At 60.7% G+C, this 20,268-nt stretch carries 22 protein-coding genes and 1 pseudogene; 13 read left to right on the forward strand and 10 right to left on the reverse strand.

Annotated features, from left to right (window positions below; genetic code table 11):
• The first annotated feature begins 191 nt into the window (after window positions 1–191).
• Window positions 192–977 carry a hypothetical protein gene (locus ABD842_RS08430; RefSeq protein ID WP_345112537.1) on the forward strand — a complete coding sequence of 262 codons (786 nt, stop codon included), beginning with the start codon at window positions 192–194 and terminating at the stop codon, window positions 975–977.
• Between the two features lie 19 nt (window positions 978–996).
• Here the strand turns inward: ABD842_RS08430 and ABD842_RS08435 are convergent, their stop codons facing one another.
• The 5 genes from ABD842_RS08435 to ABD842_RS08455 all read right to left on the reverse strand — a co-directional run bounded on the left by ABD842_RS08435 (window position 997) and on the right by ABD842_RS08455 (window position 4,778).
• A complete protein-coding gene (locus ABD842_RS08435; RefSeq protein ID WP_345112539.1) occupies window positions 997–1,479 on the reverse strand; it encodes a hypothetical protein in 483 nt (160 codons plus the stop codon).
• Between the two features lie 55 nt (window positions 1,480–1,534).
• Window positions 1,535–2,032 carry an META domain-containing protein gene (locus ABD842_RS08440; protein ID WP_345112541.1) on the reverse strand — a complete coding sequence of 166 codons (498 nt, stop codon included), beginning with the start codon at window positions 2,030–2,032 and terminating at the stop codon, window positions 1,535–1,537.
• Window positions 2,033–2,078: 46 nt separating this feature from the next.
• Entirely contained in the window at window positions 2,079–2,909 is an 831-nt protein-coding gene (locus ABD842_RS08445; RefSeq protein ID WP_345112543.1) for an META domain-containing protein, read from the reverse strand.
• Between the two features lie 102 nt (window positions 2,910–3,011).
• A complete protein-coding gene (locus ABD842_RS08450; RefSeq protein ID WP_345112545.1) occupies window positions 3,012–3,263 on the reverse strand; it encodes a hypothetical protein in 252 nt (83 codons plus the stop codon).
• Between the two features lie 300 nt (window positions 3,264–3,563).
• Window positions 3,564–4,778, reverse strand: a complete 1,215-nt coding sequence (locus tag ABD842_RS08455) for an AraC family transcriptional regulator (protein ID WP_345112547.1) — start codon at window positions 4,776–4,778, stop codon at window positions 3,564–3,566.
• A gap of 480 nt (window positions 4,779–5,258) precedes the next feature.
• On the opposite strand from ABD842_RS08455, the gene ABD842_RS08460 reads away from it, so the two are divergent.
• The 3 genes from ABD842_RS08460 to ABD842_RS08470 all read left to right on the forward strand — a co-directional run bounded on the left by ABD842_RS08460 (window position 5,259) and on the right by ABD842_RS08470 (window position 8,049).
• On the forward strand, window positions 5,259–5,708 hold the full coding sequence (locus tag ABD842_RS08460; RefSeq protein ID WP_345112548.1) for a hypothetical protein: 450 nt from the start codon (window positions 5,259–5,261) through the stop codon (window positions 5,706–5,708).
• Window positions 5,709–5,810: 102 nt separating this feature from the next.
• Window positions 5,811–7,394, forward strand: a complete 1,584-nt coding sequence (locus ABD842_RS08465; protein ID WP_345112549.1) for a carboxylesterase/lipase family protein — start codon at window positions 5,811–5,813, stop codon at window positions 7,392–7,394.
• A 358-nt stretch (window positions 7,395–7,752) separates the two neighbouring features.
• Complete coding sequence (locus tag ABD842_RS08470) at window positions 7,753–8,049, forward strand: hypothetical protein (protein ID WP_345112550.1); 297 nt, start codon at window positions 7,753–7,755, stop codon at window positions 8,047–8,049.
• 91 nt (window positions 8,050–8,140) lie between these two features.
• On the opposite strand, the gene ABD842_RS08475 is transcribed toward ABD842_RS08470, so the two are convergent.
• Entirely contained in the window at window positions 8,141–8,275 is a 135-nt protein-coding gene (locus ABD842_RS08475) for a hypothetical protein (protein ID WP_345112551.1), read from the reverse strand.
• 59 nt (window positions 8,276–8,334) lie between these two features.
• On the opposite strand from ABD842_RS08475, the pseudogene ABD842_RS08480 reads away from it, so the two are divergent.
• From ABD842_RS08480 to ABD842_RS08505, 6 genes and pseudogenes are all read left to right on the forward strand, one after another.
• Window positions 8,335–9,501 (forward strand): annotated as a pseudogene (locus ABD842_RS08480) (Tn3 family transposase); the annotation flags it as partial.
• Window positions 9,502–9,767: 266 nt separating this feature from the next.
• Entirely contained in the window at window positions 9,768–10,154 is a 387-nt protein-coding gene (locus ABD842_RS08485) for a hypothetical protein (RefSeq protein ID WP_345112553.1), read from the forward strand.
• Between the two features lie 126 nt (window positions 10,155–10,280).
• Window positions 10,281–10,523, forward strand: coding sequence for a hypothetical protein (locus ABD842_RS08490; protein ID WP_345112554.1), 243 nt, complete (start codon window positions 10,281–10,283; stop codon window positions 10,521–10,523).
• Between the two features lie 156 nt (window positions 10,524–10,679).
• Window positions 10,680–11,153 (forward strand): RNA polymerase sigma factor, encoded by a 474-nt coding sequence (locus ABD842_RS08495; protein ID WP_345112556.1) that lies wholly within the window; start codon window positions 10,680–10,682, stop codon window positions 11,151–11,153.
• A 97-nt stretch (window positions 11,154–11,250) separates the two neighbouring features.
• Complete coding sequence (locus ABD842_RS08500; protein WP_345112558.1) at window positions 11,251–13,335, forward strand: TonB-dependent receptor; 2,085 nt, start codon at window positions 11,251–11,253, stop codon at window positions 13,333–13,335.
• A 42-nt stretch (window positions 13,336–13,377) separates the two neighbouring features.
• The gene (locus tag ABD842_RS08505; RefSeq protein ID WP_345112562.1) at window positions 13,378–14,070 is read left to right on the forward strand and encodes a DUF4198 domain-containing protein; all 693 of its coding nucleotides are present in this window, start codon (window positions 13,378–13,380) and stop codon (window positions 14,068–14,070) included.
• 153 nt (window positions 14,071–14,223) lie between these two features.
• On the opposite strand, the gene ABD842_RS08510 is transcribed toward ABD842_RS08505, so the two are convergent.
• Window positions 14,224–14,607, reverse strand: a complete 384-nt coding sequence (locus tag ABD842_RS08510) for a hypothetical protein (protein ID WP_345112564.1) — start codon at window positions 14,605–14,607, stop codon at window positions 14,224–14,226.
• A gap of 10 nt (window positions 14,608–14,617) precedes the next feature.
• Window positions 14,618–14,785 (reverse strand): hypothetical protein, encoded by a 168-nt coding sequence (locus tag ABD842_RS08515; protein ID WP_345112565.1) that lies wholly within the window; start codon window positions 14,783–14,785, stop codon window positions 14,618–14,620.
• A 391-nt stretch (window positions 14,786–15,176) separates the two neighbouring features.
• Here ABD842_RS08515 and ABD842_RS08520 point away from each other — a divergent pair, with 391 nt between their 5' ends.
• Window positions 15,177–16,139 carry a site-specific integrase gene (locus ABD842_RS08520; RefSeq protein ID WP_345112566.1) on the forward strand — a complete coding sequence of 321 codons (963 nt, stop codon included), beginning with the start codon at window positions 15,177–15,179 and terminating at the stop codon, window positions 16,137–16,139.
• Window positions 16,140–16,414: 275 nt separating this feature from the next.
• Here ABD842_RS08520 and ABD842_RS08525 read toward each other — a convergent pair whose 3' ends face one another.
• Together ABD842_RS08525 and ABD842_RS08530 are read right to left on the reverse strand one after the other, a co-directional pair.
• The gene (locus tag ABD842_RS08525) at window positions 16,415–17,236 is read right to left on the reverse strand and encodes a hypothetical protein (RefSeq protein WP_345112568.1); all 822 of its coding nucleotides are present in this window, start codon (window positions 17,234–17,236) and stop codon (window positions 16,415–16,417) included.
• Between the two features lie 5 nt (window positions 17,237–17,241).
• Window positions 17,242–18,225, reverse strand: coding sequence for a hypothetical protein (locus ABD842_RS08530; protein WP_345112570.1), 984 nt, complete (start codon window positions 18,223–18,225; stop codon window positions 17,242–17,244).
• Between the two features lie 280 nt (window positions 18,226–18,505).
• Between ABD842_RS08530 and ABD842_RS08535 the strand changes: the two genes are divergently transcribed.
• On the forward strand, window positions 18,506–19,090 hold the full coding sequence (locus tag ABD842_RS08535; protein ID WP_345112572.1) for a recombinase family protein: 585 nt from the start codon (window positions 18,506–18,508) through the stop codon (window positions 19,088–19,090).
• Window positions 19,091–19,541: 451 nt separating this feature from the next.
• Window positions 19,542–20,099, forward strand: a complete 558-nt coding sequence (locus ABD842_RS08540) for a Riean_0653 family protein (RefSeq protein WP_345112573.1) — start codon at window positions 19,542–19,544, stop codon at window positions 20,097–20,099.
• Window positions 20,100–20,268: the final 169 nt, after the last annotated feature.

The raw sequence follows: 20,268 nt of genomic DNA on the forward strand, positions 1-20,268 counted from the left end.
GCCGAGCGCCGGCATTCGGCCCTCGGCTATCTTGCCCCCAATCACTTCGAAACCCAATTTCAAACCACGTCCCAACTCTGTGCGGCCTAGCTAGACCACCTCAATACCTTGTCAACTTAGCAGCCAGCTAAACGGTACCAGCAGCCGAAGTCCCAGCGGGCAGCTCGGCTGCTATTTCTCGCTTTCAATCTATGTGGCCCAACCTGTTCGACATTCTCTTGTTCACCCTGGCTTATCCGGTGTCGCTGCTGCTGGCGGTGGCAGTGGGCTACTTATTTGCCGAAGTGAAATATCGCCGCCGCGGCCGGATTTGGAAACCATCGGGCATTGAAAACGCCCTCATCACCATTTTCGGGCTCCTGCTTTCCTTCACCCTGCTCTCGTCCAACAATTCGCTTAAGGAGCGTACTGTGCTGATTCATCAGTCGTCGGATGCCGTGGCCGAATTGTACCGGGAAAGCGAGTTGCTGCCGGCCGCCGGCCCGGCCATCGTCCGGGGCTTACTGCTGCGGTTTTTGGCGCTGGAGCTGGCCGAGCACCGCCCCAAACCACTACCGGACCCGGCGCACACCCGCAAAATTGGGGTCCTCTATCGCCAGGCCTGGCAGCAGCTTCGCGACTCTGTCCGGACCTCTACCCTCCGGCCCGACGATATGCGCCGGCTGCTACCGGCCTTTCACAAGCTCAGCGCGGCTACTTCCCGGCTGCACTATTCTTATCAGGAAGGCACTCCCTATTCCATTATCGGGCTGCTGCTGATTTCGTCCTGGGCGATTGGGGCACTGGTGGGCTTCAGCAACAGCGCCCAGGAAACCCGCCATTACTTCGTACCCATCCTGTTTGTGATTATTTCCGTGCTGACCGTGCAGGCCATTCGCGACCTCGACAACCCCGAGCTGGGCTTTATCCGACCCAACTACAGCAACCTCCAGGATCTGCAGCGCCTCATTGCGCAGGACCAGCTTCCTGCGCAATAAGGCGCCCTCAATTGAGCGGTCAGGGCTGCGGCGCACAGTCGACTTTGCCCAGCACGTACTCATAGCCCTGCGTGGGGTTTGCCAGCACCCATTTGCCGCCTTTTTCGGTGCGGGCACCCTCGCGCCAGCGCAGCGAGTCGCCGGTCAGGGTGAACGTCACCTCGTGCACCTGCGTCTGGCCCTCGCCGGCCCGCTGCCAGTCGGCCACGATTTGCTGGCCAGCTAGCGTGCCCCGGAAGGGGCCGCGGGCCCGGTCTTTTTGGGCGGGCAGCACGGCCAGCTCGCCCGTCACGGCCGCGCCGCTGATGTTCAGGCGAACCAGCGTGGTGTCGCGCCCCAGCACCTGCCGGTAGCAGACTTGCCGGGCCTGGGCGGCCGGAGCCGCGGCGGCCGTTTCGGCCGGTGGAGAGGAAGCGGTGGAGGCCGAACGGTTGTCACAGCCGCTTAGCAGCGCCAGAATTGCTGCCGCTAAAACCGGCTTTTTTAAGTTGTTTGGGTTCATCGTGTTGCGGTTAATGGTAAGAGTCCAATTGGTGGTGGCTTGCTGTGCAGCCAGGTTATTTTTCGGGGCTGGCCGGGGTGGCGCGAAACCGGGCCACGACGACCGTACCGTCGCGCAGTTCCAGGGCCGCGTCGGTCACGTAATACGTTTTCACGGTGCCCAGGGCCTGCACGAAGCGGGTTTCGGCGGCGGCGGCCGGCTCGGGGCACATCATGCGCGTGGTGGCCAGCGGGGAGAATTTCAGCTGGTCACCGCCCGTCAGCTCGAAGGTACCATTCAGGCGGTTGCAACCCGTGGAACCGCTCAGGCGGCCGGGCAGAAAGAAAAGCAGGTGCGCGGCCCTGGCATCGCCGGTGGGCGCTACGGGCTGGCCGGCGGCCTCGGTCAGGGCCCAGCGGTGCGCGTAGAGTTTTTCGCTGCCTCCGCCCGCTGGCTCGGCTGAGGCAGGAGTCGGGCTGGCGGCCGGCTGAGCGGTGGAGCTGGCAGCCGGTATAGTGGCCTGGCAGGCGGCGGCCAGCAGGGCAGTCCCGAGCAAGAAGGTTTTGGTGAACATAAGGGAGTAGCGGTTAGGAGTGGTTAAAGCAGGATGGGCCAACGCGTCAGTCAAATTTTCTGAGAACCAGCGTAGTAGCCCGGTTTTTCAGCGTCAGCCGGCGGTTTTCGACCTGGTAAGCGAAGGACTGCCCGGAGAGGGCTTTGCGGAATCCTTGCTCGAAGGCCAGCGCCGGGCAGGCAAGCATGGTGCCACGCAAGGTGCCAAACCGGAGGCCGGCCCGCTCCGGCGTCAGGGAGCCGCCGAAGCCGTTGCAGCCGCTGAAACCCAGGGCTTGTCCGCTGGTCAGGTTCAGCTCCAGATACGGCTTGTCCTTGGTGGCAAACTGCGCGGCGGCTACGGCCTGCCCGTCCATGGATTCCAGCGCCCAGAGGTCGTGCAGGCGGTAGTCGCCGAGGTAGCGGCCGCAACCCGTGAACTCGCGCGGCTTCGGCATAAGGGTTGTTTTGGCCTGTACCGCAACGGTGTACGGCACGGTCTCCCCCGACATATCATTGGTGCAGGCCCGTTGCGTAATCGTGACCACCAGCTCGCCCGCCTCCGTGACGGCCCGGTACCGCGTCACGGGGGCATCCTGCGCCTGGCTGGGCGGCGGCAGGGGCGTGTTGAGCGAATCCACGCCGCCGAGCGACTTAAACCGCATTCCCCGTTCCGGGCCTATTTCCAGCGTCCAGAACGGTTCCGTGCCCGTGGCCACAAAGGCGATGCCCTGGCGGCGCTGGGCGTCCCACCGGTCCGGAGCGGGGGGCACGGCGGCTGGCGCCTTAGCTGGTGCCTGGTTTGGCGCCGCGCCGCCCGGCTGGCTGGCGACGGGCACGCGCAGCGCTGGCTTGGCCCAGGTGCAGGCCGCTACCGATACGGCTAAAATGAGTTGCAACGCGTAGCTTTTCATGGCTGATTTTCTTCGCCACTTCCGCAGCATTCGCACTGGCCAGGTGGGCGTCCCTGACTTTAAAGCTGGTACGACAAGGCCGCTACGTTAGGCCAGCAAGTCGTCCAGATTGAGCTGGTCCAGGTACGGCAGCAGCAAACCTGGGTCGCGGAAGGCGCGGACGACTTCAAACTCGTTGGGGTTGCGGAAATGGATTTCCACAAACAACGCTCCTACCTGATACAGCTTTATCAACCCGGGCGCTTTCCCCGGCCGCGCGGCCAGGTAGTAGCCGTGCTCCCAGGTGTAGAGGAGCTGCGCCGCGGGCGGCAAATGATTAAACGCTTCGAGGGGTTGCATGGCAGTATTGGCGGCACCAAGTACAGCGTGGCTGCTTCGTTTTCAGTTTTTTACGTGGTCAGCAGCACGGCCGGCCCATATGGGTGTGCCCCTCGGGGGACGGCTGGCCCGACGCACCGGCACCAGTCCGAGGGGTGGCCCGATGAGCCGGAGCGGCCAACGCCTTCTTGGCTATTGCCGCGCAGTGCTTTCCGTAAAGCTAGGCGGCCCGTTCGCCCGCGGCAAGCCGCCCGGTGGGCAAACGTGTCACACTTTATAACATGTAACAGCAACCCGAGGCAGCGCGGCGGGCGGTGGCTTTCAGGAGGACGCGGCGACCTGGGCCTGGTACTCGGAGGGCGTGACGCCGGTGAGCTTCACGAAAGCGCGGAAGAAGGTGGTCCGGTTGCCAAAACCCGCCTCCAGGGCCAGGCCTTCCAGCGTCAGCTGGCGCCAGTCGAGCTGGGCCATGCGCTCCTTGACGTACTCAATCCGGTAGCGGTTGAGGAAGTCGCTGAAATTCATGCGGTATTCCTGGTTGATGAAGGCCGACAGGTGGTGCGGCGGAATGGCGGTTTCCGCCGCCAGGTCCTTGATGCCGTAGCCCTTGCACCGGAAGGGCTGCTGCTGCATGTGCGCCGCAAGCCGGGCGCGGTACTCCTGCTTCTTCTCCTCGCTCAGGTAGTAGGCCCGCGCCGCATCGTCCGGCTTGGCAGGCGCGGCGGGGAGCAGCGGCAGCCCGGCCTCGGCGGGGAGGACAGGGCTGCGCAGGCCGTACAGGACCTGCGGCCGCAGCAGCAGCAGCGTGGAGGTCAGGAGCAGGTGGCTGCCCAGCACGCCCACGGTGAAGATGGTGGTGTAGGTGGTACTGAACGGGAGCAGCATGGCCAGTAGCACGGGCGGGAAAAGCAGGGTGTTGAGAACTGTAAAAACCCGCAGCCAGCGCAGCAGCGCGTGGTTTTCCGTGCCGGGCTCCTGCGCCGCCGGCCGGCCGAACTGCCCGAGCAGCCGCCATTGGAGCAGCACGTAGCTGGTGCCGATAACGAACTTGAGCACCGGATGGTAGTAGCCGGGCAGCAGCCCTTCCTGCTGTTTCGTGACGCCGGCAATGTCGACCAGCAGCCCCTGCAGGTAGTGATACTTATACGCGGCGCTGTGGAGCAGAAAGGGCAGCAGCTCCAGCGTATGCAGGCCGAACGGAACGAAATGCAGCCAGTCGAGGCGGCGAAACCGGATTTCCTGGTGCAGCACCGCCCGCACGTAGAGGTAGGCACAGGGTGCCACCAGGTAGTGCAGCGGCATGTTCAGCCGGAACAGGTGGGGCACCAAAAAGATGGAGTGGTTGATGAGCAGCGCGCTGGTGAGGGCAAACAGGGCCACGCTGAACAAAGAGGCGCTCAGCAGGCGGCTGGCGTGGCGCTGCACCGGGTTGACGAACGCCAGAATGAAGCTCACGAGCGTGCCGACGAAGGCGCTCAGGAACATGAGCAGCGTCAGCGGCTCGGCGTAGGGCATCATGGGTAGTGATGGAATCATACGAACCTGACGGGTAAAGCGGCACTCAGCCGGCAGGTAGTTTATTCACCGACGGCCAGGAGCTTGCAGTCACAACTACTGAGACACATATAGATAAAGTAAAATGTTTAAAAAGTCACGTTATGTCTGGCCTTCTTTTTAAAAAAGCAAACTAGCCGGAGTCCCTGCTAACCTGCCCGGCCCAAGGCAAGGGGCGGAAGTGCTGGTACCCCGAACCACCCGCGCCGCGGCTCAACCCGGCACCCATACGGCCGCCTACCGATGATTTGCTGTCACATTTTATAATGTGTAACAGGCGCGTAAGCCCCCGGCTTGTTTCCCGCAGCTGTCCCGCCTACTATTGCGAACGAGCATTCCAGGCCAGCGGCCCACGCGACGGCAGCCCCTGCCCGGCCCTTCCGGACCTGACGCCGGGACTCCCAGACCTCTCCCCGAAGGCCGTGCCTTTTCCGCCTATTATTCACAATCTCCCTCCCCGCTATGACGCAACGATTCATTCAAGTTGGATTGGTCACGCTCGTCCTTTTGCTGGGATGGGCCGCCCCGGCCGCCCAGGCGCAAACCCGCGATTCGCTGCGCCGGGTGTATGACACCCGCACGATTTATGGCTACGGCGACAAGTACATCATGGGCGGCCAGCAGCTGCCGTTTCGCAAGCTGAAGACGGAGTTTGGTCCCGGCGTAACCAGCGACCTATACCGGCAGGGTCGGCAAGACCGGGCCGTAGCCCGCCTGCTGGGCGTGGGGGCCGTGGCGGCGCTGGTGGGCAGCGCGGTGCTCCGCAAAAACGAGCAATTCGGCGGCATTGCCCTGCTGGTCGCTGGCGTGGGCCTCAACCTGGGCAGCTTGCGCTTCAGCAAAAAGTCGACCGAGCTGGTCGACCGGGCGTTGTGGCTGCGCAACAAGGACGTCTTGTTCGGCGGCCGCTGACGCAGGGTGAAAAACCTGCGTCAGCGGCCGCCGACTCGCGCCACTAGCTGCCCCGATGGGGCTCATTCCGCATTCACCATCCAGCTTCCAGCTTCCAGGCACATGCAACGATTATTCACGCGATTTTTCCTCCTGGGCCTACTACTGGCCCGCATCCCCGCGGCCACGGCGCAGGACGGCGGCGGCGGACTGGTGGCGGCTACGGAGGCGGGCCAGGTGCGGGGGCAGCGTGCAGGGAACGTGCTCGTTTTCAAGAACATTCCCTACGCCGCCCCGCCCGTGGGGGCGCTGCGCTTCGCGGCCCCGGCTCCGCACCAGCCCTGGCCGGGCGTGCGCGACGCGACCCAGCCCGGCCCGACCGCGCCGTATAACCGCCCGCCGGCCGGGGCCATTGATGACCAGCCCGCTTTCGACCAGGGCTGGGTGAAGGGCGACGATTACCTGACCACCAACATCTGGACGGCCGCCCTGAGCGGGCCACCCCGGCCGGTGATGGTCTTCATTCACGGGGGGGCCTTCGCGATAGGGGCCGGCAACGTGCCGCTCTACGACGGCACGGCCTTCGCCCAGAAGGGCATTGTGCTGGTTACGCTCAACTACCGGCTGGGCATCGAGGGCTTCCTAAAAATCAAGGGCGTGCCGTCCAACCTGGGCATTCGCGACCAGCTGGCAGCCCTGCGCTGGGTGCAGGCCAACATCGGCCGCTTCGGGGGCGACCCGGCCAACGTAACCATTTTCGGCGAGTCGGCCGGAGCCATGAGCGTGGCCACGCTGCTGGGCAGCCCGGCCGCGAAGGGCCTGTTTCGGCGGGCCATTCTGATGAGTGGCTCGGGCCAGAGCGTGCTCAGCGGCGAGCAGGCCGACCGCGTCGCGGCCAAGTACGCCCGCGTGCTGCGCATCAAAAACACCGCCGAGGCCTACCGCCGCCTCACCCCCGAGCAGGTGCTGGCCGCCCAAAAACAGGTGACCCCCAAGATGGTAAAGCTCGACACCGACAAATATGCTGACCCCGGCTCGGGCACGGCACTCTTTTTTCCGGTGCTCGACGGCGACTTGGTGCCCGCCGTGCCCCTGACCAGCGTGCAACAGGGGGCCAGCCGCGACGTAGACGTGCTGCTGGGCTACAACTCCGACGAAGCAAACTACTTCCTGGTGCCGACCGGGCTGCTGAAGAAAATCAATTCCAACTTCGTGTTGACCCTGGCCGCGAAGCAGCTCCACCCCGCGCCGGCGTCCCTGGTTACGGTGTACAAGCAAGCCTACCCCACCAAGAGCCTGGGCGAGCTGCTGTCCGCCATGGCCACGGCCTACCAGTTTCAGGTGCCCTCCGTGCGGCTGGCCGATGCCCACGCCCGTCAGCCCGGCCGTACCTACATGTACGAGTTTGCCTGGCCCTCGTCGGTGGCGGCCGGCACCTACGGGGCCTACCACGGGCTGGGGCTGCCCTTCGTCTTCAACCAATTGGCCCTGACGGCAGGGCCGCGCGGGATGCTGGGCCCCAGCGGCGGCCCCGCCGAGCTGGCCGAAAAGATGCAGAGCGCCTGGGTGGAGTTTGCCAAAACGGGCAGCCCCGGCTGGGCTCCTTACACTGCCGCCGAGCGCCAGACCATGCTGCTGAACAACACCTGGCAGCTCCAAGCCAATCCGCACGCGAAGGAACTCCGAGCCTGGGAGGGCGTGCGCTGAGGTAAGGCGGGTGGGGGTACGGCGCTGGTTTAGCCAGGGCTGCTGCAAAAGAGTTGATTAGCCCGCCATTTCTTAACCAATCACCGCCGGCTACCGCTGGCCTATTCTCCCTTGCCGATGAAATAGTCGCTCTTCTTTTGTGCGCTGCTAAGCACGCTACTGGCTTCCCGGCCCGGCATAGCGCAGCAAGTGGTTCAGCCCACGCAGCCGCCCTACCCCCCCGCAGCCGCCCCGGCCGCAGCCGGTAGTTCAGCAGCCGCAGCCGGTAGTTTAGCCAACGCGCCCGCAGCCGCCCCGGCCGACAATTCAGCCGCCGCGCCCGCCCGCCAGCGGCTGGATTCCCGTCGCCACTATTGCGGTGCGGCAGCCGGTCGGGCGGGGTGGCGCGGTGCTGAGCGGGGCCACTCAGAACTTCCGCTACCTCAAGCTCCGGGTCAACAACCGGTCCCTGACCCTGGACCACCTGCTGGTGAGCTTCGACTCCGGGCCCGCCAGCAGCCTGCCGCTGCGCTACCGCCTGCTGCCGGGCCGCGACAGCGCCGCACTCAGCCTGCAACGACTGAGTGGCCGCCGCATCCGCCGCGTGGACCTACGGTATAGCAGCGACGGCGGGTACTTCACCCCGGTCAGCGTGATCGTCCTTGGCTTGCGCTAGCCTTTTCGCCCGGCACCTCGGTCCCTACCGTCTGCTATTGGCCTTGGTTAAAAGTTTGGTCCAAAAGTCGCATTTGGGGGGGGGCGAGCTTTTAGGTAGTGGCCTTTTCGGGAATTTCCACCCCGGCAAAGCGCAGGATTTTGTAGAGGGTGCGGCGGGAGCCAATCTGGAAGTAGGCCATGAGCTGGCGGGTGGACTGCTGCCGGGCTAAGTAGAGTTCCTTCACGCGACTGCCTCGAACACTGGAACTCGCGCCACCGTCCGCCCCGGCCCGCCGACCGGGTACTCTTTGCCGGGGTGATGGCCTACGGCTGCAACCTGGGGCTGACGCGCATGGCCCACGCCACCAAGCACGTGGCCCAGTCCACGCTGGAAAACACGGTCAACTGGTACTTCTCGCTGGACAATCTGCGCCGGGCCAACGACGCGGTCATTGCCCTGACGGGAAAGCTGCCGGTCAGCCGCTTGTTCCAGCGCGACCCGGGCCAGACCCATACCTCCTCCGATGGCCAGAAGTACTACGTAGCCGTGGATTCGATTCACGCCACCTACTCCTACAAGTATTTTGGCCAGGACAAGGGGCTCGTCTCGTACGGTTTCCTCGACGACCGGCCCCGACTCTTTTACTCGACCACGTTCACGTGCTCGGACCGGGAAGCGCCTTATATGGTCGATGGCTTGCTGCACAACGACGTCGTGGAATCCACCGTTCACAGTACCGATACGCATGGCTTTACCGAAGTCAACTTCGCCGTGACGTACTTGATTCAGGTGGCCTTTGCCCCGCGCATCCAGTCCTTTCAGGACCAGCAGCCCTACGCCTTCGCCGGCATGGATGTGCCCGACCTGGCCGCGTACGCCCTGCGGCTGGGCAAGCCCCTGGACCGGGGGCTAATTGAGGCGCAATGGGAAACCATCCTACGCCTCATCGTCAGCCTCATCGTCAGCCTCAAGCAAAAGCACGTAACGGCGTCCACCGTACTCAAGCGCCTCAATTCCTACTCCCAGCACCACCCCTTGTACCTGGCGCTGCGCGAGCTGGGGCGGGCCGTGCGCACCGAGTTTCTGCTCCGCTACATGGACGACCAGAACCTGCGCAAGCGCATCGACGACCAACTGGACAAGCTGGAAAGCACGCACCAGTTCGCCCGCGCCGTGTTTTACGGCCAAAACGGGCAGTTTCGCTACGCCGGCAAGGAAGAGCAGCAAGTCGCCGATGCCTGCAAACGGCTGGTCCAGAATGTGATTGTGTGCTGGAACTGCTTGTACCTGAACCAGCAGTTGTTTCAAGCCCCGCCCGCCGAGCGGCAGGCCCTGGCCGATGCCATCGCCCGGATATCGCCCGTGAGCTGGCAGCACATCAACCTGCAAGGCGAGTTCGATTTCTTCGACGAGGCGCTCACCGATGCGCTACGCTTCGACCTGAGCGCGTTACTCACCGTTGAGTGGTAAGTCAATGAAGGCTAAGATACTACCGCTCCAAATGCGACTTTTGGACCAAACTTTTAACCAAGGCCGATATTGCCCAGCGGGTAGGCGAGCAGAAATCAGTGCAGATAACCATACCCGAAGATGCCAGGTCTGGCGGTAGCAGCAGCACACCCTTAGCTCAGCATAGCGCTTGGAGAGTTGAATCCAAATCCGTTCCTTGCACGTAGATGGGCGAGTAGCCCACTACGGTGCTGTCCGTATACCCGATTGCCCCTTTCCTTTTCGCTGTGACCCGTTCGCTACTCGTTCTGCTCTTGCTGTGCAACTACCTGCTGGTAGTGGGTGCGGGCCTGGTGAACCGGCCGGAACAGTCGCGCTATTCGGCGAGCCATCCGTACGTGCACAGCAGCACCTGTCAGCAGCAGAACTACCTACGCCTGGACTGCTTCGATACCTGCAACGGCGACCAAACGCACCTGCTGCAGCACAAAAATAAGCAAACGCCGCAGCACCTGCTGAGCACGCTTAAAGCGCTGGACCTGCATTGTCTGGCCGAAACGGTGAATGTGGGGCGAATACCCTTCTCCGTTTCCCGCTCCCTGGCTCCTGCCCCCTTCGTGGCGGGGACCACGGATTTTCAGGGGGAAATCTATTCTCCTCCCCGTCGGGGATAATTCGACAGCCCGACTTCTAGTCCGGCTCCGGCCCGGGGCTTTGGTGCTCCGGCCCGTTTCGTTTTATCCATTGATTTGATGCGGCGGCGGCTGATTGAGCCGGCGCGCGTCACATTTCCCGACGCTATGAATGCCTTGTCTTCTTTAATTCGTCCGGCGGCCGCTGCCACGGACACGGGTAGCACTACGCGCCTGCCCCGGTTTTCTTCGATGCCCACCTCGTCGGTCCATCTATCTGGGCCCGGCACCGCCCAGCCCGCTCCGAAGCGCGACTACGCCGCCCGGCAGCAGACGGCCAACCAGGTTGCCCGGGCCCAGCTGGCCGCGCGCAGCCGCCTAGTCATTCCCAGCTCCGCCAAGCGCTTCTAAGTGCTACCCCTTCTTCCCAGCCGGCTTCCTACGGAGCCGGCTGGGAACGATGGTGCCCGCTTGTGCGCCCCACGTTCCCAGTTCTCGTCTGAATCTAACACGCCCGAGGCGCAAGCCTACCTGGTGCAGCAGCTCAGGGCCCGCAACCCGGCGGCCATGACGCACTTCTACACCGCTTACCGTCGGGCCCTGTACAGCCTTATTCTGCGCATCGTGCCGCAGCCAGAGGTGGCTGAGGATGTGCTACAGGACAGCATGCTCAAAATCTGGGACGCCTTCCTGAGTTACGATGCGACGAAAGGCCGCCTGTTTACCTGGGCGCTGAACGTGTGCCGCAACACGGCACTGGACCGCATCTGCACGCTTCACTACCGTTCCTGCAGCCGCACGCTGCCGCTGGAGGAAAGCCCGGCGTGGCGGCAACCCGCCACGCCGGGTTTTCGGCCCGAGCACATCGGCCTGTGGGAGCTGACGCGCCGGCTGCGACCCGAGTACCGGGCCGTCATCGACCTGCTCTACTATGGCGGCTACACCCAGCAGGAGACTTCCGACGAACTGGCGATACCGCTGGGCACGGTCAAGACCCGCGCGCAGGCGGCCTTGCGGGAGCTGGGCCGGCAGATGCGCTAAAGAACCGCTCCGTTCCGGAGCACCCGATTTCAACCTTTTCTTCATCGGACAACTGCCGCGGCCGACTTCGGTGCGCTCTTGTCCTTCCCGGCTTTCTATGAACCACACGTACGCTTCAAAATTCCTGGTTCCTGCGCTGCTCGGCCTGCTTGCGCCGGTTGCGTTGCGGGCCCAGACGACTCCTGCCGATACCACCACACTGCGCAACCGCACCCAGCGCCTTTCCGGCGTGGAGGTAATCGGTGGGGCCACGCCGACGCGCAAAACGGAGCTGTCGGCGGAGGCCACGGCCAGTCCGGCCTCCGTTACCCTGGTGGGGCGCGACTACGTGGCCAAGCAGGCCGTCAACTCCTACGGCGACCTGCTGCGCCCGCTGGCCGGCGTCAACGTGAGCAACTACCAGCTCGGCGGCGTGGCCTACGGCATTCAGCTGCGCGGCTACACCGTGGTGGAGCACGCCCGCGACGTGGCCTTTTCCATCGATGGGGCGCTGCAAAACCAGGGCTCGTCGCTCTCGGCCAACGGCTACGCCGACCTGAACCCGCTGATTCCCGAAACGGTGCGGCGCGTTGAGGTGGTGCGCGGACCGTTCAGCCCGTTTTATGGCGACCATGCCCTGGGCGGCGTCATCCGCTTCGATACGGAGGACCGGCTGAACAGCAGCGTGACGCTCTCGGGCGGCACGTTCGGGCAGGCGCGCGGGCTGGGCATCCTGGGCTTCGGCAAGCCGGAGAGCCCCGTGGGTGGCTACGTGGCCGTGGCCGCGACCCGCACCGACGGCTTTCGCGACAACAGCAAGGATAAGAGCCTGAACGGGCTGGCCAAGCTATCCTTCAAGATGCCCGGCGGCACGGCCTCCCTGCGGGTACAGGCCTACGCCGACAACCATAACTCGGCCAGCTACCTCAAGCGGGCCGACATTGACGCAGACCGCGTGGACCGACGCGACGCCGTAAACGGCACCGACGGCGGCTCCACCCGCCAGCAAAATGCCGTGTTCAACTACCAGGGCAGCGACCTGGCCAGCTACTTCAGCGCCACGCTCTACGCCCAGCACCACGACTTCATCCGCTTCCGCGATGGGGGCACGGGCCAGCGCCAGACCCGCGACAACCGCGTGTGGGGCGGCGGCGACGTGCGCTACACCCGCCTGACGAAGCTGGGCAGCCTGCCCGCGCAGGTGGCTGCGGGCCTGAGCTTCCGCACCGACGACATTGAGGGCACCCGCTTTTCCACCGTGGCCCGGCAGCAGGTAAAGCAGGACCGGGAGCGGGATATTACTACCTCCACCCCCTCGGCTTACGCCCAGCTCCAGGTACGGCCCATTGAGCAGCTCAAGCTGACGGCCAGTGCCCGCTACGACCGGCTCTACTACCACGTCCGGGTGGGGGCCAACGATGTGGCGGCCCTGGCCAACACCCGTGTCAAGTCCCACCCCGATATCTTCAGTCCCAAAGTCGGGGCCGCGTTTAGCTTCACGCCCACGCTGAGCGTGTTTGCCAATGCCGCCCGCGGCTTCAAAAGCCCGGATGGCTTCGCCGAATTACCTGTGAACCCCGACCTGAGCGTGTCGAAGCTGGCCAGCTACGAAGTGGGTCTGAGTGCCGACGACGCCAGCGGCCGGCTACACGGCGTGCTGGCCGCCTACCAGTCCAACCAAACCAACGAGGTGCAGATTGACCCGCTGGGCCAGCTCAAAAACTTCGGTCGCACCCGCCGCCAGGGCGTGGAGGCCGAAGCCCGCGTGCGGCTGGTGGAAAACGTGGACGGCCCTACCGTGTTCGGTAATTATACCTACCTGAAAGCCCGCTTGCGCAACGGCGCTGATGCCACCGAGTACGTAACCGACACCCCCCAGTACCTGGGCACGCTGGGCCTGGACTGGACATTCGGCAGCAGCTCCAGCCTGCCCCACCGGCTCACGCTGAGCGTGTATGACCAGCTTATTGGCCCTAAGTACCTGAACTCGGATGGCAGCCTCGAAAGCAAGGCCTTCACGCGCCTGGCCGGCAAGCTCATCTACACCCGCACCAGCTGGGCGGGCTTCCGCGTCTACGTCGAGTCGAGCTTCTACCCCGGCAGCGGCGCGCTGGATGAGGTCAGCTTCCTTTCGGGCCCCGACATTCTCACCTCGGCCCAGGCCCGGGCCACCGTCACGGGCGGCATCAAGGTTCCTTTCTAACCCGACACCATTCCTTTTTCCTTCTCCTAATCCCACTTCCCCATGAAAAAACAACTGACTCTGCTGGCCCTCATTCTGGCCGCTGGCGGCCTGCGCGCCCTGGCGCACGACGCCTGGGTGGATGCCCTGGGCGGCCCCGTCTACAAGATTTTCTACGGTCATAAGCAGCCCGAACCCTATTCGGCCACCAAAGTGACGTCTATCAAAGTGCTGGATACGATGCAAAAGCCCATCAAGTACACCAAGGCCGAAATTCCTGGCGGTCTGGCGCTGACGCCCAGTACCAAGCCGGCTTTATTTGCGCTGGAATACGACAACGGCTACTGGGTGAAGGTGAACGGAGAAAGCCAGAATGTGCGTAAGTCGGCTATGCCCACCGGCACGGATGCCTCGCACCCCCTGAAATTCTCCAAAACTATGCTCAGCTGGGCCTCGTGGATGGCCAAGCCGCTGGGCCAGCGCATTGAGTTTGTACCCGTGGGCCTGCGTGCCATGCCCAAAGCCGGCTCCACAATGAAGCTGCACCTGCTACTCGACGGCAAGCCGCTGGCCGGGCAGATGGTGGAAAACAACAGCAACGAGAAAGGGCCCAAAACCGACGCGAACGGCGACGTGACGGTGACCGTGCTCAAAGGCATCAACCGATATGCAACCGACAAGGATATTATGCAGGCCACCGACCCCGATGCCCAGCGGCTGAGTCTGACGGCGGCACTGGTGTTCGTGGCCAAGTAGCGCTACCGTATATGCAGGAAGAGGCGGGCCTACGGTTCGTTCCGGGACTCCCTTTCGGGGGCTTTTGGAGCGAACCGTAGGCCCGTCGTCTGTTTACTGGTTGCCCTTACAGAATAACTGCCGCCGAGTCCAGGGCCATCCGCATCTGCCGGGTCAGATCCCGCAATTTTGTTCTTCCGCAGTCCAGAAGTTCACGTGCTGATGGTTCGTCAGCAGCGCCGTACCGGGTTCCTGGTAAGTGTGCAGCCAGTGCATCATGGTGGTATCGGCGGCTACCAGGGCTCCGCGCAGATGACGCAAGCGGGCAGCGCGGGTAGCGTTATGATCCCACGTCGTATCCAGCGCGCGGAACCGCTGCTCCAGGCGCTGCCGCTCACTGGTGAGCACCTCCCTGTGGAGCATGGTCGAGTCGTGGAGCGCCAGGACCTGGGTGCGCATCTGCGCCGCCTGCTGGGTTTCGCTCTGCTCCGGCTGGCCGGGTTGGAAGCCGGCCAGGGCCCCGCTGAGCAGCAGACTTAAGCCAAAGAGTTGCTTCATCATCGCCAGCTTACTTGACTTTCACAAACAGCCACAGGCCCAGCAGCGACACGGCCAGCACCCCGGCGGCTGCCAGCATGGTAATAGTATCCCGGACATTCTTACCCAGGCTACCCACGGCGTGGTACTTGTGCAGGAAGGTGAAGGACAGTCCCTCGTAGCGGTCGGCGGTTTCCACCCGGGCGGCCCGGCGACCCGTGGCGGGCTCTACGTAGAGCGTGGTTTTCTGCGGGGTGCGCTACGCTACCTTCACCACGGGCAGACGCTTGTTGATAATGCCGTACTCGCCCTCAGAGTGGTCCACCAGCCCGGTTTTCTCAATGGCCGGCGCGGGTCGGCCATCGGCCTGAGCCACGAAGGCCTTGACGTAGCCATTGAGTTTTGTACCACCCTTTCATCAGCCCCTCGTATTCCTTAACGTACTATATTCTCCGTTTCCTGAGAGGCCCCCCTTAGCAGTCACCCAGCCTGAAGCGATAGGTTCCGATAATCTTTAATTATCGGAACCTATCGCTATCTTCGCTTTTCGAGCTGTTTTTCGCTCGGTTACTCCTTTATATATAGTGTGCATGAAAGGTGACGTGCTCCCGATACCAGTTCCCCAAACCACGGACTCCCTTGCAGGACTTTCGGAGCAGACTGCCCGCTACGTCGAAGCGGGTTTACAAGGTGCCCCGAATACGGCCCGGGCCTACGCCTCGGATCTGCGGCACTTCACCCACTGGTGCCAAGCTAACCGGCTGGAGCCGGTGCCCGCCCCGGTGGACACGCTCGCTGGCTACGTCACCTACCTGGCCGACGCAGGCAAGAAGGTAGCCACGATTCACCGCCACCTCTCCGCTGTCAGCAAAGCCCATGTGCTGCGCGGCTTGCACTGCCCCACCGACAACAAGCAGTTTCAGGTCTTGCTCGATGGCATCCGGCGCGTACACGGCGTGCGGCAGAAGCAGGCACCAGCGTTTACGCTGGCCCAGCTCAAGCGCTTGGTGCGGGCTATCGATATAAGGACGACTGCTGGGCTGCGGGACCGGACGATTCTACTGCTGGGTTTTACCGGGGCCTTCCGCCGCTCGGAGCTCGCAGCCCTGAACGTACGGGACCTGCGTTTTACAGAAGATTGCCTGATTGTCTCCCTGGCCCGCAGCAAAACGAACCAGTTGGGCGAATACGAGGAGAAGGCTATATTCTACTCACCTGAAGCGAAGGTCTGCCCTATTCGCTCGCTGCAGGCGTGGCTTAGGCAACTTGGCCGGGAAGCAGGGCCGGTATTCGTATCACTGCGCAAAGGCCAACGGCTGACCCAGGCGCGGCTTTCGGATAAGAGCATTAACGCGGTGGTACAACGCTACCTGGGGCCTAGCTATTCTGCGCACTCGTTGCGCGCTTCTTTCGTAACGGTGGCCAAGCTCGCCGGCGCGGATGACAGCGAGATCATGAACCAGACCAAGCACAAGACGAGCTCAATGATCCGGCGCTACACCCGTCTGGATGATGTGCGCCAGCACAACGCGGCGCAGAAGCTAGGCTTATAGGGGTTCTTGTTGCAAAAGGGCGGATTTACACGTTAAGCAAGTAATCGCTTGATTCATTGCTTATTGGGAATGATATGCGCGAAGCTTATCAGAAAGGAAATCCTTTTTGATAAGCTTCGCATACCCGCTGGATTGCTTGGAATCGCCCTTTTCTAGCCTATTTTTGGGCTACGCTTTCTGATAGGGAAGCGTAGCGTGTAAAACCGCCCTTTTGCAAGAAGAACCCCTTAAACAAATAGGAAGAATAACACCAACATCAGTTAGCTATTAGCTTACTAACGCCTAACAAACGTGCTAATCAGAATAGGGTAGCCCAATGTAGCAGAAATGCCCGAGCCGCGTACGTGTAGTGTAGTGGCTCCTAAATGACCGTTATAGCTGTACTGCACCGGAACTACCATCATGTCTGTTAGCCCTTGCGTAAGTGCCAAACTGAAATTCAGACGCTCCTTCCCTAAGCGGTAAAAGTGTGCGGTTACGCCTCCCGTTAAGAAACCACCCCAAGTACGGTTGTAGTAAGGCTGTTCACGAAATTCGATGACATCCCGGACCGGGCTGGTACCCCCCGTTAGAGGAGTTGTGTCATAATTGCCACAATCTAAACAGTTGTTGCCGACCCGATTTAAGCCGCCACCCACAAATACGTCTAGCTTGAAACTAAGCAAATAGAGCCGGTCTAGTGTATCCAGGGGGTGGATATTATACCGGCCCAGCGTGTAGTGCAGTTGCACGGGTAACTGATGCAGGTAGGCACTACGGGCAAGACCGGATTGATTGCCTTGGGGAAAGGGGTTTACGGTTACATCTGCTGGCACCTCGATTTTGTAACCCCGAGTTAAGCCACTGCCTCGGTATCCCGCTGTTAGGGCCCATTGCTCGTTGAACTGTAGCCGGGGTTGCAGATACAGAAAGGTGTGCAGTAAAAAATTGCGGGCTTTGAACGGCCGTTCTCCTTTGCCCGCATGTGCTCCTTCTACAAAGTTATAGCCAGCCCCTATGCGAGTATCAAAATAGAGCTTGCTTTGGGCAAAAGTCATTGATGGAGAGGCTGCTACCAGTAGCAGGACTAACATCGTCGAATAGAAGCGACGATTCATACCAATCACTGATTGATGTAGTAGTGCTGGGAATTGAAGTTCCCCACTCTAAACTTTACCGCTATTTGATACTTGTTCAAACCACGAGTTGATTTATGGTATCGCATAACAACCGTGTTGTCGTCACACGAATTACTGATATAGCCGTTATAGGTATTAGTGTTAGTCAGGCACTTTTCCCGCCAGAACGCACCTGGGTCTGGTACAATGGTCATGCAGGCGTCCTCAGCCCACCAAACCCTCATAAACCGCTCTTGGTATTTAGCCTTGGCTAACAATGAAAAGTAGAGGCCGAATTTCTGATATTCTACGTTGCATTTTATTCGCTTGTTGCTGGCTAGGTAGTCCTCGTCATCGTCCGAAAGGGCCTCAGCTCCGTTTCCACAACTTACACCACTACCTAAACTGATTCCCAACCTACTTTGCGAAGATGGCGTTCCTTGGTCTTCAGTTGTGATGTAGTCTAGTACCGGCTCATCAAAGAGATAGTATTTGATTTGGTTATTACTAGGGCTTGCAATCATTTCCTCATACAACTCACCTGCTTGAGCTGCTGGAATGTGATAGACACGCTTTTGCTCAAAATCAAGTCGGTAAATGCGGTCCGCAATTTGTATTGTCCCCTCAGGAGATACCATTGTAGCGAAGTAGTCGTCGTTTATAGGGCTAACCGCCGAATCGCCTTGAGCGGCATTTTCTTCGTGTTTCCTTCTCAACGAGTAAAATCCTCCATGCTCCTCTTCCCACAATTTTAAATGTTGGTCTATGGTCTCTCCAGGAGCCAGTTCGTCAATGTTGTGAATTGCTTCCTCAAATTCCTCGCGGCTGGCGAAAGTCAAATAGTTGCCAGTACTAGCGCTATTGCCCACAGTAGGACGGACTTGAGGGGATGGGTTGTTCTTTGCTTTGTCGCAACTTGAGAGCAACAGGGTAAGAAAAAAAACCGTGTAACCTGCATAGGTAGAGTAGAAGGCGAAGATGTTCTTCATAGCTTTTAAATAAAGGGAGTTGAAAACAGTGAGAAGACTTTCAGAAGAGTGAGATAAATATGCTCATGTTATTCTGTCGCAAGATAGTAGAAGTAGCCGTTTTACCAAAACAATATCAAGGCCAAGTACAGCGCCTAATAGTAGCAACATTATAATCATGAATAACACAGCTTATCCTAACAAAGTACCACGCGCCGGCCTCGGGGGCAGTGGGGAGCAAAACGGCACTTATTCCAGGAGGCCGGGTATAAGTAGGATTATGTTAAGAGACTTTTCCAGGATGACGCGGGGACTATTTCTACTCCCCCACTGCCCTCTAAATCCTGTTTACCCAGGCCCGCGAAAGCACCTGGTTTCGAGTTTACGAAACTCGTCTCCTAAAGCAGTGGCTGGGTGTGACCAGATTTTCCAAGACAAGATTACGGGTATGAGCCTGCAGCGACCCGCGCTCGATGAGCTGCTGGGGCAGCTGCGTGAGGGGGACACGGTGCTGGTGGCACGTTTCTTCCGCCTCAGTCGCAGTCGTGACCACGTGATCCACCTGGTCAACTCCTTTCACCAGCGCGGCATCCACTTCAAGGCTCTGGACCTGGGCATTGACACCACGACGCCGGCGGGTAAGTTTATGCTCTCCATCTTCGCCTCGCTGGCTGAGTATGACCGTGAAAGCATCCTGGAAAAGACCAAGGCCGGCCAGCAGCTGGCCGCTGCTCAGGGCAAGCATATTGGCCGCCCTAAGGGACTCGATGCCGAGAGTTTGGCTAAAGTGAAAAAAGCATTGGAAAAAGGGCTGTCCGTAGCCGAAACGGTAACGTTAACAGGCATTAGCCTCTCCAGTGTCAAACGCTACCGCAAGCACCTGTAGGCCGTGTGAAGCCACAAACGCAGTTGGCTTTATGTTTCTTGAAATTATTCTACCCTGCTGCCATCAAAAATCTATTTAGAAGTATAGCATTTCCTAGTAGGGGGGGATTAGAATTTTTAGGGCTGAGAAAGTCAGGTCCAGTACACTGTTTGGGCGCTGTAGGAGGCATTTTATGCCTCGTTTTATGCTAAAAATAAACCGTTTACATGTCAGGTAAACTCAAAATCTGGTTGGGCGCACGTGTGGAAGTGTACTGATAGTTTATTATCCTTGCCTAAGTTATTGCTCCTATACCTAGTCGCCCGCATTTATTCTTTTCTGCGCCGGGTCGTCTGCTACTGCTCCACACTTATTTCCCCTGTTGCCCGCGTCATTGTGCTACCGCTTTGGCGGCCGGTAGCACGGTGTCGTCAGAGCTTTCTACTACACTTACTTTCCTTGATCCTTCGTTATGAAAACTCACCTCACTCTGCTCTTGGCACTCGGGATATTGAGTATCTCTGCCTGCAAGAAAGACAAGAACGACCCCAACGGTCTTCCCCCAGCCACGCAAGAGGGCAAGAACACCGCGGGCTTTTTACTGGATGGCCAACCGTGGCTGCCTGAGTGGAAAACTAATCTTTCCGTCAACTCGCCCGTTGATGCTTCCTGGCAGCGCACAGTGAAAGGCCGGTCCTTGCGCTTTGGATTTACCCGCCAAAACGACAGCGAAAGTAATCACCTGGATTTTTTTGTGCCGCACATCCGGCAAACTGGAACGTTTGAACTGAACCAGCCCGCTAGCCCCACGCTCGGCGACCGTAACCCGGCGTACGGCATTTATGTGATGGCCAAAGAAGTGCCAGATCGTCTATTCCTTACAAGCCCTACAGCTACGGGCACACTCACTGTTACCCGCTTTGATACAGTGGCCCATATTGTCTCCGGCACTTTCGAATTGACCGTGCAGGAAGGGAAGAGCCAGGAGACCCATAGCGTCACTGAAGGCCGTTTCGACTTACGCTTTTAACTTTTTTCTGTCTCCTAACCCCTTATAGCGGATTCGTGAACAGTTCATCCCTATTTGGCGGATGGCCGTAGCCAGTAAGATGAATCCCTATTCGCTTGATTTACGCACCCGCGTGGCGGCGGCCTGTCAGGAGCCCGGAGCCCGCAAAACGGCGGTGGCGAAGCGCTTC

Origin of the sequence: Hymenobacter algoricola (assembly GCF_039539525.1) — a bacterium.
In the GTDB taxonomy this organism is placed as follows: Bacteria; Bacteroidota; Bacteroidia; order Cytophagales; family Hymenobacteraceae; genus Hymenobacter; species Hymenobacter algoricola.

What these genes read in the sequence shown, in the direction of transcription:
- ABD842_RS08430 (WP_345112537.1), top strand. Translation starts at nt 192, where the DNA reads ATGTGGCCCAACCTGTTCGACATTCTCTTGTTCACCCTGGCTTATCCG.
- ABD842_RS08435 (WP_345112539.1), bottom strand. Translation starts at nt 1,479, where the DNA reads ATGAACCCAAACAACTTAAAAAAGCCGGTTTTAGCGGCAGCAATTCTG.
- ABD842_RS08440 (WP_345112541.1), bottom strand. Translation starts at nt 2,032, where the DNA reads ATGTTCACCAAAACCTTCTTGCTCGGGACTGCCCTGCTGGCCGCCGCC.
- ABD842_RS08450 (WP_345112545.1), bottom strand. Translation starts at nt 3,263, where the DNA reads ATGCAACCCCTCGAAGCGTTTAATCATTTGCCGCCCGCGGCGCAGCTC.
- ABD842_RS08455 (WP_345112547.1), bottom strand. Translation starts at nt 4,778, where the DNA reads ATGATTCCATCACTACCCATGATGCCCTACGCCGAGCCGCTGACGCTG.
- ABD842_RS08460 (WP_345112548.1), top strand. Translation starts at nt 5,259, where the DNA reads ATGACGCAACGATTCATTCAAGTTGGATTGGTCACGCTCGTCCTTTTG.
- ABD842_RS08465 (WP_345112549.1), top strand. Translation starts at nt 5,811, where the DNA reads ATGCAACGATTATTCACGCGATTTTTCCTCCTGGGCCTACTACTGGCC.
- ABD842_RS08490 (WP_345112554.1), top strand. Translation starts at nt 10,281, where the DNA reads ATGAATGCCTTGTCTTCTTTAATTCGTCCGGCGGCCGCTGCCACGGAC.
- ABD842_RS08495 (WP_345112556.1), top strand. Translation starts at nt 10,680, where the DNA reads ATGACGCACTTCTACACCGCTTACCGTCGGGCCCTGTACAGCCTTATT.
- ABD842_RS08500 (WP_345112558.1), top strand. Translation starts at nt 11,251, where the DNA reads ATGAACCACACGTACGCTTCAAAATTCCTGGTTCCTGCGCTGCTCGGC.
- ABD842_RS08505 (WP_345112562.1), top strand. Translation starts at nt 13,378, where the DNA reads ATGAAAAAACAACTGACTCTGCTGGCCCTCATTCTGGCCGCTGGCGGC.
- ABD842_RS08510 (WP_345112564.1), bottom strand. Translation starts at nt 14,607, where the DNA reads ATGAAGCAACTCTTTGGCTTAAGTCTGCTGCTCAGCGGGGCCCTGGCC.
- ABD842_RS08520 (WP_345112566.1), top strand. Translation starts at nt 15,177, where the DNA reads ATGAAAGGTGACGTGCTCCCGATACCAGTTCCCCAAACCACGGACTCC.
- ABD842_RS08525 (WP_345112568.1), bottom strand. Translation starts at nt 17,236, where the DNA reads ATGAATCGTCGCTTCTATTCGACGATGTTAGTCCTGCTACTGGTAGCA.
- ABD842_RS08530 (WP_345112570.1), bottom strand. Translation starts at nt 18,225, where the DNA reads ATGAAGAACATCTTCGCCTTCTACTCTACCTATGCAGGTTACACGGTT.
- ABD842_RS08535 (WP_345112572.1), top strand. Translation starts at nt 18,506, where the DNA reads ATGACGCGGGGACTATTTCTACTCCCCCACTGCCCTCTAAATCCTGTT.
- ABD842_RS08540 (WP_345112573.1), top strand. Translation starts at nt 19,542, where the DNA reads ATGAAAACTCACCTCACTCTGCTCTTGGCACTCGGGATATTGAGTATC.